We start from the raw sequence: 12,801 nt of genomic DNA on the forward strand, positions 1-12,801 counted from the left end.
TCAAAACAGGGTATACTTATTTTTTCAAAGTTGTCGACTCTCTGTGTTTGTTTCATTAATTTTGCGCTTTATGAACTTTCAATTATGTATCTTAAACATCTGAATATACTAAATTATAAAAATATTGCCCAGGCAGATCCTGAATTTTGCGACGGGATAAATTGTTTTGTGGGTTCCAATGGTGCCGGGAAGACCAACCTTCTGGATTCTATTTATTATTTGTCCTTTTGTAAAAGCTTTTTTAATTCTGTAGATAGCCACAACATACATCATGATGAAGATTTTTTTGTTATACAGGGCACGTTTGTGCGCAATGACCAGGAAGAGCAGATATATGTGGCGTTGAAAAGAAACCAAAAGAAGCAATTTAAACGCAACAAGAAGGAGTATGGCAAACTTTCGGAACATATTGGATTATTGCCATTGGTGATGATATCGCCCTCTGATGAGCGGTTAATCACCGAAGGTAGCGATCAACGTCGAAAATACATTGATAGTGTGGTTTCGCAGTATAACAAGCTGTATCTGGATCATCTAATCCGCTACAACCGCGCGCTTTCGCAGCGAAATGCATTACTGAAAAAATATGACCAATTAAACAGTGGAGTAGCAGCACAGTTGGATGTGTGGGATGAACAATTGGCTTCGCTCGGGGAAGAACTTTATTTGCGTAGAAGTGAGTTTATTGAGCAATTAGTTCCTGTGTTTCGTGAATTGTATTCTCATATTAGTGGTGGGGATGAAACGGTAGATATAGTTTATTCATCTCACTACCAGAAAGGGAATGTTATTGAGTTGCTGGCTCAAAATCGGGCGCGCGATTTAATTCTGGGGTATACAACCATTGGCATTCATAAAGATGATCTGTCATTGTTATTAAGTGGCCGGCCTGTTAAAAAGGAAGGTTCGCAAGGACAGAAAAAATCTTTCCTGATAGCCTTAAAGCTGGCACAATTTGAATTTTTGGCCAAATACAATGGTTTTTCCCCAATTCTGCTTTTGGATGACGTTTTTGACAAATTAGATATGCACCGTGGAAAACGACTGATACAATTAGTAGGTGAGGGCCGTTTTCGACAAATCTTTATAACCGACACTCAAAGGGAACGGCTCGAAGGAATTGTGAACCAAACGGGGAAAAACAGTCGTTTTTTTGAAGTGGTAAAAGGTAGTGTTGTTTAAGTAAAAACACTTTAATTTATAGGATGAATTATAGTAAAGATAGAAATCCCAGAAAAAAGTCGATACAACCGCTTCAGGAAATATTAAAAGAAATAATGGGTCAACCCTCAATTTCGAGAGGGATTTATCCTTCCCGTATACCCAATGCATGGAAAGCGGTTATGGGACCATCGGTATTACGGGTTACAAAAAATATTTGGTATAAAAACGGGGTTGTGTATGTATCTTTAAATAGTAGCATCATCCGGAATGAGTTAATGATGCATCGAGATAAAATAATTCGGGAAATGAATCAGTATATAGGGAAACCCCTAATAAAAAATCTGATATTTAGATGATTAGATAAGGGTTTGAACTTCTTTTAATCCAAAGCTTTTACTTCGACAAGCACAAAGTTTTCTCTTACCACATCATCTTTTTTAACGGTTACATCTTTAACCACGCCTTTAATGGGTGATTTTAATTCATTTTCCATTTTCATGGCCGAAAGCACTATTAAAGTTTGGTTTGCCTCAACCAAATCACCAATTTTAACTTTTACCGATACTATTTTACCTGGAATAGGTGCTTTTATTTTTTCAATTAATTTTCCGTTTTTAGCGGTGCGGTTGGCCGCTGGTGTGGCAGGGGCTATTTCGATGTCAAACGATTTATATTGGGTGTTTACTGTATAATGGTTTTTATTGCCATTCTTTATGATTTCCATATTATGGCTTTTACCCTTGTGTAAAACAGAGTACACGCCATTTTCTACTTTTTCAATATCCAGTGTATATTCTCTTTCTCCAATGGCAACGGTTAGTAAAGAACCATCTCTGTTTAAAACTTTTATCTCTTCCTGACGATTCCCGTTTTTTGCTAATGTTTTCATCCGTATAAAATTTACTTATATAATTAGTTTAAAGTCCATTATGGCCATCCCTCACCCCTTAATCCCCTAAAGGGGAAATTTCCCAACCCGCAATCATAAAATCGATAAATCTCACTTCTGCCTTCTGCCTGTGCACTTCTGCCTATATCATTTTATACATGCTCTTTTGTGGCAAAAGCTGCCATGCTCGTTTCATCCGTATAAATTTTACTTACTTCATTGATATATTGTTTCTTAAAAGTAGTCATTAGTGGTTAGTCGCTAGTCACTAGTTATTTAATACTAACCACTTGTTGACTAATGACTATGAACTGCTTTATCCAATAACCTGAATTATTAAAAATTAAAAAGGATTGATTCTGTAGAGACGACCATATTCTTTCCAGTTCGATTTATGATGGTGATCAAGAGAAAAGCGCAATCGTTTATCTGAATGTGACTGATGTTCTACATAAGCCATAATCATAGCCAAATCCTCACATTCCAGTTCACAAGGTTCTCCTTCGGTAAGGTATTTTTCATTCTTTGAAATAAAATGTGTGTCATATTTACCTTCAATAAAATCGGGGGTATTCATAATTCTTTCAAGGAACTGAATGTTGGTTTTTACACCGGTAATTTTGTATTCGTACAATGCTCTTTTCATGCGAGCTACGGCCTCTTCACGATTCTGTCCCCAAACGATTAGTTTTGATATCAAAGGGTCATAAAACACGGTTATTTCATAGCCTTCGTAAATATACCCGTCGGTACGTACTCCTAATCCCAAAGGTTCGGTAATGTGCAATACTTTACCGGCACCCGGCATAAAATTATTTTGAGGATCTTCTGCATAAATTCTGCATTCAATGGCATGCCCGGTTCTTTTGATATCCTCTTGATTAAAAGGGAGAGGCTCTCCGTTGGCAATTTTTATTTGAGCTTTAACCAGGTCGATACCGGTAGTTCTTTCGGTGATTGGGTGTTCTACCTGTAATCGTGTATTCATCTCCAGAAAATAAAAATTCATGTGGGCATCCACCAGGAACTCTACTGTTCCTGCCCCTTTGTAGTTAACCGAAGCAGCGGCAGCCACGGCTCTGTCGGTCATGGCTTTTCGCACCTCGTCGGTAATAAAGGGCGAAGGGGTTTCTTCTACAACCTTTTGGTGTCGGCGTTGCACAGAGCATTCCCGTTCAAAAAGATGAACAATGTTTCCGTAGTTATCACCCAAAATTTGTACTTCAATATGGTGAGGCGATTGTAAATATTTTTCCATATAAACAGTATCATCACCAAAGGCATTTTGTGCTTCGGATTTTGCACGCCTTACGGCATCTATAATTTCATCCGGACTCCAAACAAGCCGCATTCCCTTACCGCCGCCTCCGGCCGAGGCTTTTATCATTACCGGATAACCAATTTCTTCAGCAATTTTTTTAATTGAGTCTTCGTCCGTGTCATCCAGCTTACCTGAGCCGGGAACTACCGGAACGCCGGCTTTAATCATTAATTCTCGGGCTTTCATTTTGTCGCCCATCACGCGTATGGCTTCGGCATCCGGGCCAATAAAAATAAGTCCTGCTTCACGCACCTTCTCAGCAAACTCTGCGTTTTCGGAAAGAAAGCCATAACCCGGATGAATGGCGTCGGCACCGCTTTCTCTGGCAATTTCTATAATTCTTGGAATGTTGAGATAACTTTGCCCTGAAGGACCCGGGCCTGCCCAATAAGCTTCGTCGGCATAGCGAACGTGCATTGATGTTCTGTCGGGTTCGGAATAAATGGCCACACTCTTAATGTTTGCTTCGCGGCATGAACGTATGATGCGTACCGCTATTTCGCCCCGGTTGGCCACTAAAACTTTTTTTATCATATGCGAAGGTTGTAAATAATCTTGTCGTAATGTTAACAAAGTTGAAGGATTTGGGTTCAAATTATGGGGACTCAAGACTTTCTTTGTTAGAGTAATTTTTGGGTGGGGAATTCGGGGTTTATAGGGGTATTAAGAGGAAAATACATCTGACTTATTGGTAATGAATGAGAATGATTTTTAAGCAATGGCTGTGTTTATTAAGATTTATTATAAATTATATTCAAGGCTAAAAAGCAGGAAGAAAGAAGAAAATTAATGCCTTATCTTTAATGCAGAAAAACAAATAAAACAAGGAAAATTATGCTGAATAAGAATGTAGAAAAAAAGCTAGTAGAGCAGATTGAAAAAGAAGGTTATTCATCCAGTTTATACCTGTCGATGGCCAGTTGGGCCGAGTGTAATGGCTTTGCAGGAATTGCCGACTGGATGTACGCCCAATCTGATGAGGAACGCATGCATATGCTTAAAATTGTGAAATATGTGAATGAACGTGGAGGTAAAGCCATTATTAGTTCCATAGACCAACCTCCAGCCGATTTCAAGAGTGTTAAAGAGATGTTTGAAATGGTGTATGAGCATGAACAGATGGTAACGGCTTCCATTAATGATATTGTGGGTGTTTGTCTGGAAGAAAAGGATTTTACAACCCATAATTGGCTGCAATGGTTTGTTACCGAGCAGATAGAAGAAGAAGCATCTGTTTCAAATATCCTTGATAAACTGAACTTACTTGGGGATCAAAATAATTTGTATCTATTTGATCGTGATATTATGGGTATGCGTAGTCAGAACGATAGCGCTGAATAAAAATATGTAATAGATAGTTCTGGTGCCGGGGGATGAACGCTCTACCCCGGCTTTTATTTAACCTCCCGATTTTTTTGTTTTAGTATAACCCTCTTTGAGAAGGAAATCAAGAATTCTATCCCTGAAATCACCTTGCACAAGAATTTCACCATTTTTGACGGAACCACCCGCGCCGCAAATTCCTTTTAACTTTTTTCCCAACTCTTGTAAATCGCTATCGTTTCCAACGAAGCCGGTAATTAAAGTGACTGATTTTCCTTTCCGGTTTTTGCGGTCAAGAGAAATCCTTAAATTTTGTTTTTCAGACGATAGGGTTTCTGGTTCGTTATCATTTTCAATATAATCGTCGGGATTAAAATCGGGATTTGTACTAAAAACAATCCCTCCGGAGGTTGATTTGCGCTTCTTTTTACTCATGCCTGATTAAAAATTTCCCAGGCAGCTTCTGCCTGAAGGTGTAACATTTCAAGTCCGTTTTTAATAACGGCGCCTTTATTGGCACATTTATTCAGGAAAAGGGTGGTTTCCGGATTATAAATCAAGTCAAAAGCCAGGTGCTCCTGTGTTATGCCTTCGTAGGGTATTGGGGGCGCTACGTCTGTATTGGGCGCCATTCCCAATGGTGTAGTGTTAATTATTACTTTGTATTCTTTAATGATTTCAGGGGTAAGCGCCTGATAGGATACATGTGAAGGGTGTTGCGGATTCCGGGATACAAATCGAAAGAGTAACCCTAGCTGTTTCAAAGCATAAGCCACGGCTTTGGAAGCACCACCCGTACCCAATATAAGCGCTTTGGTGTGCAATGGTTTTAATAATGGAGTTATGGAACGCGAAAAACCGATAACATCACTATTATACCCTTTCAAATATGGAACTTTATTCTTCCACGTTATTTTAATTACATTAACTGCACCGATGTCTTTTGCCTGGGGATCAAGCTCATCCAAATAATCAATAACTTGCTGTTTATAAGGTATAGTAACATTTAATCCTGCCAGGTAGGGATGTTTTTTTAATAAATCCGGCAGTTCATTAATTTCAGGTATGGGGAAATTTAAATACCTGGCATCAATATTTTCTTTTTTGAACTTTTCGGTAAAATAACTTTGCGAAAATGAATGCCCCAATGGGTATCCTATTAAACCAAAAGTTTGCATATGATCATTTTTTTTCTTTTTTGCCGGCCCAAATTTCTGTGGCTGCAATGCTTAAAATGCCTAAAATAATAAAAAGCAGAGCAAAAAACAATTGAGCATTTACTTCCGGGAGTAACCATTGGTATGCAATTACTTTGGTTTTATCACCAAACTGTTGTGTTATTTCTTCTTTCCAGGGCCAAAGAATGCCCAATGATCCCAGAATAAACCCCGAAAGCAGAGCTATAGCCGAGTCAGGGAAACGCTTAAGCAACCACGACAGAAACCGGCTGAAGAGTAATAAGCCAACCACCGCTCCAATAGCTACGGGCAAAAGAATATTTAGATCAAAATGATTGATGGCATCAATCATTACCAATTGATAATTGCCCATTAAAATGAGTACAAAAGAGCCGCTTAAGCCCGGCAATATCATGCTGCACATGGCAACGATACCACATAGTATAAGGTAAAAAAACGAACTATTTTCCGATGCCGGGGTAAGGACTGATATAGATATGGCAATTCCGGCACCTATTATAAAAGAAATTATTGCGCCCGAATGCCATTTGTTGACGGTTCTCCCAACGAAATAGACCGATGCCAGAACCAAACCAAAAAAGTAAGACCACACGTATGTGGGATAATTGGCAAAAAGATATTCTAATAAATGTGCCAACGATACTATGGCTGTTATTATTCCGGCAAATAGTGTACTTAAAAATACTAAATCGGTATGTTGGGCAAAAGTTTTAAATTTTCCCTGACCCAATAACTTTATAGCGGTTGCGTCGAAAGATTTAATGGCATTAATTAAACGAACAAAAACGCCGGTTATTAAAGCTACAGTACCTCCTGAAACGCCGGGAATGACATTCGCCGTCCCCATGGCCACCCCTTTCAGGAATAGTGAAATTAATTTATTCAGCATCTGGTAAAAAATCTAAAAGGGTATCACCTCTAAGACCTAACCGCAATGTTTCGAGAGGAATAACTTCACTAGGGGCAATATTCCCCAAATTCACATTATGCCCAAAATGTTTAATGAACCATACTTGCTGTGGTTTCTGAGGTGCTTCCCAAAGGATATTGGAAGCATCCAGATGCGTTCGGATGTCTTCGATGAGTTGTAAATTGGCCGAACCGTCCTTATTATATATTCCGGTAGTTCCACTTTCTCTAGCCTCAGCAATAACCTTCCATGCTCCTGCCTCCAGTTCGGTTTTCATCATTGAAATCCATTGCGTATTAGGAATAACCTTATTGGCAACTTTAGACCCAACTTCACTCACAACAATATACTCTTTTGACAATTCTTCGATGTATTTTAATTTATCTTCGTGAGGAATGGATATGGTGCCATCACTAACCTCCACATATTCCATCCCATAACGATCCAGATAGCGCCGGAATTCATCGAATAAGCCCCTAATAATAAAGGCTTCGAACAGCGTACCGCCAAAGTAGGCATGCACACCTGCTTCACGATAAATATTTAGTTTTGCTTCAAGGCTTGGTACCAACAGACTGGTTCCGAATCCCAGTTTCACCAAGTCGGTATAAGGAGCATTACCTTCTACAAAGTTTTCTGCTTCTCTTACACTCATCCCCTTATCCATCATCATGGTTAACCCATATTGACGAGGTTTTTCAGGACGTTGTGGTAAATTTGGTAATTCAAAGTTCATAATTCCTATTATTGAGTTCAATTAAATTGCTTAGTTGATTATTGTTCTTTGCAATGTCAAGAATCTCCGGAAACAGGTCGGTTAATTCGTCAATAAAGCCCGGAGCATTGGATATAGCCTCTTTCAGATGATAAAAGCTTTTTTTTAGGTTTTCTGTAATAAGCAAATGATAAGCAGCTAACATATACTGAAAAGAGGGAGCTTCTATGAGTTTTGAGGTGTAATCGTATACAAAAAGTTCAATGTTGTATTCAGGGTTAAGGGCTTTTTCCAATTTGAATAACGATGCAGGGTGACGAAATTCTTTGGAATTACATCGAGTGGCTTTAACGAAATAGTCTTTGGAAAGTTTCCATTTTTCATCCAGAACATATGACTGAGCCGTCAAATGATAAAAAGTACCTTGTTCTTCGTTTGTCATTAAGTCTTTTTCTTCCAAAGCTTGTTTGATAATTTGCCGGCATTTTTTTGGTTTTTGAAGTTCAAGGTAAAACCGGGCATAACTTTCCCATGTATCAAAATCGATGATATCGGATTTGATGGCCAATTCGAAAAACTGTATGGCTTTTGAACTGTTTCCCAATTTATGCCAGCAATCGGCAATATATTGAAGACATTTGGATTGCTCTAAATCGTAAGATATGCAATTTAGATAACAATCCAGCGCTTCCAGATATCTGTTTTGTTGAGCCAAACTATTACCTTTGTTAAAATGAGCCTGTGCATGGTCTGGATTGATTGTCAGGCAAAAATCAAAGGCATCAACAGCTTCTTCTAAATTGTCTAATTTTACCAGTGATATTCCTAAATTATACCATGCATTTTCGGAGTAGGGATTCAAATCCAGAACTTCTTCATATATATCATGAGCTTTATGGTTATCCCCAATTTTGTCTAAAGCATAAGCTAATTCGAAGAGTAGGTTTTCATCATTTTTAATTTTTGGATATCGGGCCGAAAGTAGTCGGATGGTGGTACTATATTCTTGAAATTGGTTAAGATAAAGAACCGTGTCTAATAAAATATCGTTTTCGTCACCGGCATATTTTAGACCAAGCTCAAGAGTTTGTATGGCTTTATCTCTGTCTCCTTCTCTGAAATAAATGTATCCAAGATTTAAATATACTTCGGGGTTTGATTTTTCAATACTCATTACGTGCTCAAGGATAGCAGCCGCTTTGGATAATTGCTCTTTTTCGATGAAAATGATGGCTTCTTTTATTTTCAGGGAAGTGGAGCCGGGATGTTGTCGAAGGCCTAGTTGGATAATTCGTTCTGCCTTGGCAAGCTCGAATTGGTCCATGTAATAATCAAAAATACTTTCAATACTATGAACATCAAAAAAATATTCCTGTTTGTTATATTCCATTTTTTCGAAGCGTTCTATGGCTTCTTTTATTTCGTTAAAATGCGCTGACCATGATTCTAGCATAAGCACTGAATTTATTCATGCAAAAGTACGCATTCTTTGCGGAAAGCCAAGACTTCATAAATTATTTGATGTGTTGTTATGGCATTTAGTTGATTAACAGATTATAAGTAAGGATGAAATGAGCTCGAACACTTAAGTGTGTCACAACAAGAACATGTAATTTAAAGGAAGAAGTGCCCAGGAAGAAGAAGTCATTAGTGGTTAGTCAATAATCATTAGTGTTGATTTACTTATGACTAACCACTAACCACTAATCACTAATCACTAACTTTAAGTTCCATTCGACCAATTAGTTAAGTAAGCTTTATGCGAATAAATAAACCCGGTATAGACTTGAAGTGCCATATCAAAAAGGGCAAGGAACCTAAGTTATTTTATTATTGTTTTGTTTGGTGAACAGGTTTGAGTAAATCGTTAACGGTTTTTACCGGGTTAAAGGTTTCGACAGGCACTTCCACAAAAAGAGTTAGCCAATGAGCCATGGCACCATTCCAAAGGCCTGGTCGTTCAAGCGCTTTAATGGTTTTTCCGTAGACTGACTTTTGAGAAATAAACCCTGTTTCCGGGTCGATGTATTGGGTCAGATCAAATTTTTCTCCTTTGTAATTTTTGGGAATACATACCAAATCAACCGGGTTGAAATGGGTCCCGTTATTGAACAGTTTTTTTTGATGAGGGTCATTCAGATCAAATTGAGAACCTTCAACAATTTGAAGGGATTGTTGGCCATTATTGTCTTCGACCCAAAAGGGGCCGCCACCGGGGTCACCCACATTTTTTACCATGCCACAGACCCGAATGGGACGATTTAAAAATTGATGAAGATAGGCCGCTTGTGCTTCTACTGATTGGGATTTTACCGGTTCAGGAATATCCGTGTGAAAATTTTCTGCGATGAATTTTCTAACCTTATCAATAAGGTTATCATTTACATTAGTATCTAATTGATTCAAAAAAGCAAAAACATTGTTCCGGATTTTCAAGGCCAAACCGGCCAAAGCCTGTTTATAGGTTATTATTAAATCAAGACTATAAGTTGGAACTACGTTATCAATATTTTTTATGAATAATATATCTGCATTACAATCATTAAGGTTTTCGATAAGCGATCCATGGCCTCCTGGACGAAAAACCAAATGGCCGTTTTCATCTCTGAAAGGCTCATTGTTGAGCGTAACGGCAATGGTGTCGGTATAAGGTTTTTGAAAACTAAATGTAACTTCGAATTTGGTTTGGGTTTCATTTTCAACTTTTAACCGGTCATTTTCTAGTTGCTTTTTGAAAAAGTCATAATGTTCAGGGCTTATGGTAAAATGAACTCTTGCTATTCCGTTGAGGTCTATGGCGTATGCGGCAGCCTCATAGAGATGTTCTGCCAGAGGTGTATGTAAGTCCTTGGGGTATCGGTGGAATGGTATTAATCCCTTGGGCAGGAAACCGTATCCCAGCCCCTCGCGGGTTAGGATTTTATGAATTATTTCTTTTGCATGAGAGATTCTTTCAGCAGTGTCGTTAAGGTTAAAGTTTTTGGTATATTTTTCAACTTCAGAAAAAAAAGCAAATCTTGGCAATTCAACTAAAAAGCGCCGTACCGGATGATCAGCGGACAAATCTTCAGCATTTTGATCGGAATCAAGAAACTGAAACAGGTCTTTAAACATTCGGGTGGCGGCGCCGGAGGCAGGAACAAATTTCATAGGCATTAACTGTTTCTGCACCTCCCCGTGATATATGCTTTTATAATGGTTTATATCTGCAGTTGGGAAAGCTATAATTCCATCGTTCAAAGTAGCGGGGCGAGTAGCCTTAATTGTTGGAAAACCATTTTTAAAGCGTTTTATTTGCTTGTTAATGGATTCCGGTGAAATACCTTTTTCTTTTAACTGTTCTAAATCCGAATTTTTTAACATAGATAATGGTTTTTGGTTTCGGAAAATAAGGAAAATTTACTTAGTGCACAAAACTGATCGCTCAAGACACAAACAACTCACCTTCTGTCCTGATGATTGGTCAGGGTTGTTAACTTATTTAAGTTGTTAGCTTAAAGTAATTAACTTTGATAATAAAAATCAATTCGATTGTTACAATTGCTAATATACTTTCCTGTATCATTATATAAAAAAACGATATTCATTAGGCTCACAGAACTCGCATGTCCTAAAATTTATAATGGGATATCCTTAGTTGGCTATTAACAGTAAATTCAATGGATGTCTTATAAATAGATTTTCAGCCGAATTACAAAAAGAAAACACGGGATTAAGAAGATTGTTTTTATTTTTTCTAGTGGGGGATAAATTAGAAATGCAATAATATTTTTTCGAACAAAAAGAAAAAATAAATTGACTTTTCATATTTGAATGTCTATCTTTTGTCGCATAAAAATTTGTGTGAAAGATAAATATGTTTTCGACCGTTTTGGTTTAATGATTTCGACCCTTTAATTAAACATTATTTCCCTGGAAGGTAAAAGGAAGTCCCATTTATCTCTGCCACATTAGTTTCAAAATTTTTTAATTCCATTAATTTTCTATTTATGAGGCATTTTTTATTAATCTTTTTAGCCAATTTATTTTTTATTCAATTGGCTCTGGCCGAAGGCTACCAGGTCAACTTACAAGGTCAGAAACAAACCGGTATGGGGCACACCGGTACGGGGCTTCTTTTGGGGCCATCTTCCATTCATTTTAATCCCGGCGCTTTAGCTTTTTTGGAAGGCAACTTTTTTCTTTCCGGTGGTATCAGCGGGGTTTTTTCAAACAATTCTTTTGTGCAAAATGAACCTGTCTATTACAAAGCAGAAAGTGACAATCCAGTTGGAACACCGTTTAGTTTTTATGGTGCGATGCGACTTAATAAACGTTTGGTGGTTGGTTTAGGGGTTAATTCACCCTATGGAAATACTTTGGATTGGGAAGATGACTGGGCCGGTCGGTATTTGATTCAAAATATTTCATTGCAGGCTATTTTTGTTCAGCCTACGGTCTCATATGCAATTACGCCACACATTAGCATTGGTGGTGGACCTGTAATAGCTTTTGGGAGTGTGGATTTAGATCAAGCCATTCCTTTAGTTCCGCTTGATGACGGAAGCGTAAATTTAAATGGTGATGCAACAGCCTGGGGGGTATAATTTAGGGGCATTTTTTAAAATAGGTCAGCGACTTACGGCAGGGATTAATTATCGTTCCAAAATATTAATGAAAGTGGATGGGGGATATGCGACTTTTAATGTTCCCGAGACTTTGTCAAGTTATTTTCCGCCCAATAATACCTTCACGGCCGAATTACCTATGCCGGCCAATCTTACTTTGGGTGTGGGTTTGAAAGTATCGGATAAACTTTTATTGGCTTTTGATTTACAACATGTGCGGTGGTCAGAATATAACGAGCTCGTTTTTGATTTTAAAGAAAATACAGCCGTTCTTGAAGATTCATACAACCCACGAAATTTTGAAAATACCATGATTTATCGGTTCGGTGCAGAATATGGGTTATTGGCATCGCTTAAATTAAGAGCAGGTATTTATTATGATGAAACACCTATTCCTAAAGATTATTTAACCCCGGAAACACCCGGTACAAACAAAATAGGTATTTCCGGCGGTTTTTCATGGGCTTTGAATAACCATCTTTCATTAGATGCATCGCTACTTCACGTTTCAGGTGAGACGCGCGATGATGGCTATGCCCCTTTGGAATTTTATGGAAGATATGAATCATCAGCCTGGATTCCCGGTGTGGGACTGAGTTGGTCATTCTAAAGGGGTGGTTATTAAATAAAAAAAGAAGGTGTCTGTAATTCTTGTTTTTTCTGTAATTTTTAA

General features: G+C 38.0%; 13 protein-coding genes. 5 read left to right on the forward strand and 8 right to left on the reverse strand.

Annotated elements, in window-relative coordinates:
* Positions 1-84: 84 nt before the first annotated feature.
* Together recF and BM130_RS08855 are read left to right on the forward strand one after the other, a co-directional pair.
* On the forward strand, positions 85-1,182 hold the full coding sequence (recF, locus tag BM130_RS08850; RefSeq protein WP_074964351.1) for a DNA replication/repair protein RecF: 1,098 nt from the start codon (positions 85-87) through the stop codon (positions 1,180-1,182).
* Positions 1,183-1,205: 23 nt separating this feature from the next.
* Positions 1,206-1,520, forward strand: a complete 315-nt coding sequence (locus tag BM130_RS08855) for a DciA family protein (RefSeq protein ID WP_010528861.1) — start codon at positions 1,206-1,208, stop codon at positions 1,518-1,520.
* Positions 1,521-1,543: 23 nt separating this feature from the next.
* Here the strand turns inward: BM130_RS08855 and BM130_RS08860 are convergent, their stop codons facing one another.
* Both BM130_RS08860 and accC read right to left on the reverse strand, forming a co-directional pair.
* A complete protein-coding gene (locus BM130_RS08860) occupies positions 1,544-2,053 on the reverse strand; it encodes an acyl-CoA carboxylase biotin carboxyl carrier protein subunit (RefSeq protein ID WP_010528860.1) in 510 nt (169 codons plus the stop codon).
* 343 nt (positions 2,054-2,396) lie between these two features.
* Positions 2,397-3,908: an acetyl-CoA carboxylase biotin carboxylase subunit gene (gene accC, locus BM130_RS08865; RefSeq protein WP_010528859.1), complete on the reverse strand. Its 1,512-nt coding sequence runs from the start codon at positions 3,906-3,908 to the stop codon at positions 2,397-2,399.
* A 300-nt stretch (positions 3,909-4,208) separates the two neighbouring features.
* On the opposite strand from accC, the gene BM130_RS08870 reads away from it, so the two are divergent.
* Positions 4,209-4,715, forward strand: coding sequence for a ferritin (locus tag BM130_RS08870; protein WP_010528858.1), 507 nt, complete (start codon positions 4,209-4,211; stop codon positions 4,713-4,715).
* Between the two features lie 57 nt (positions 4,716-4,772).
* Here BM130_RS08870 and BM130_RS08875 read toward each other — a convergent pair whose 3' ends face one another.
* From BM130_RS08875 to BM130_RS08900, 6 genes are all read right to left on the reverse strand, one after another.
* Positions 4,773-5,132 (reverse strand): translation initiation factor, encoded by a 360-nt coding sequence (locus BM130_RS08875; RefSeq protein ID WP_010528857.1) that lies wholly within the window; start codon positions 5,130-5,132, stop codon positions 4,773-4,775.
* Positions 5,129-5,875: a shikimate dehydrogenase family protein gene (locus BM130_RS08880; RefSeq protein ID WP_010528856.1), complete on the reverse strand. Its 747-nt coding sequence runs from the start codon at positions 5,873-5,875 to the stop codon at positions 5,129-5,131. The genes BM130_RS08875 and BM130_RS08880 overlap by 4 nt, the downstream gene beginning before the upstream one ends.
* 4 nt (positions 5,876-5,879) lie before the next feature.
* Complete coding sequence (locus BM130_RS08885) at positions 5,880-6,785, reverse strand: DUF368 domain-containing protein (protein ID WP_010528855.1); 906 nt, start codon at positions 6,783-6,785, stop codon at positions 5,880-5,882.
* The gene (locus BM130_RS08890; protein WP_010528854.1) at positions 6,775-7,542 is read right to left on the reverse strand and encodes a phosphosulfolactate synthase; all 768 of its coding nucleotides are present in this window, start codon (positions 7,540-7,542) and stop codon (positions 6,775-6,777) included. Before BM130_RS08890 ends, BM130_RS08885 begins: the two co-directional genes overlap by 11 nt.
* Positions 7,532-8,974, reverse strand: a complete 1,443-nt coding sequence (locus BM130_RS08895) for a tetratricopeptide repeat protein (RefSeq protein WP_010528853.1) — start codon at positions 8,972-8,974, stop codon at positions 7,532-7,534. Before BM130_RS08895 ends, BM130_RS08890 begins: the two co-directional genes overlap by 11 nt.
* A 377-nt stretch (positions 8,975-9,351) precedes the next feature.
* Positions 9,352-10,884 (reverse strand): DUF4301 family protein, encoded by a 1,533-nt coding sequence (locus tag BM130_RS08900; protein ID WP_010528852.1) that lies wholly within the window; start codon positions 10,882-10,884, stop codon positions 9,352-9,354.
* 626 nt (positions 10,885-11,510) lie between these two features.
* On the opposite strand from BM130_RS08900, the gene BM130_RS15665 reads away from it, so the two are divergent.
* Together BM130_RS15665 and BM130_RS15670 are read left to right on the forward strand one after the other, a co-directional pair.
* Positions 11,511-12,107 (forward strand): OmpP1/FadL family transporter, encoded by a 597-nt coding sequence (locus tag BM130_RS15665; RefSeq protein ID WP_254771983.1) that lies wholly within the window; start codon positions 11,511-11,513, stop codon positions 12,105-12,107.
* Complete coding sequence (locus tag BM130_RS15670; protein WP_254771984.1) at positions 12,079-12,738, forward strand: OmpP1/FadL family transporter; 660 nt, start codon at positions 12,079-12,081, stop codon at positions 12,736-12,738. The genes BM130_RS15665 and BM130_RS15670 overlap by 29 nt, the downstream gene beginning before the upstream one ends.
* Positions 12,739-12,801 lie beyond the last annotated feature (63 nt).

Source organism: Thermophagus xiamenensis (genome assembly GCF_900112795.1).
GTDB classification, from domain to species: Bacteria; Bacteroidota; Bacteroidia; order Bacteroidales; family Marinilabiliaceae; genus Thermophagus; species Thermophagus xiamenensis.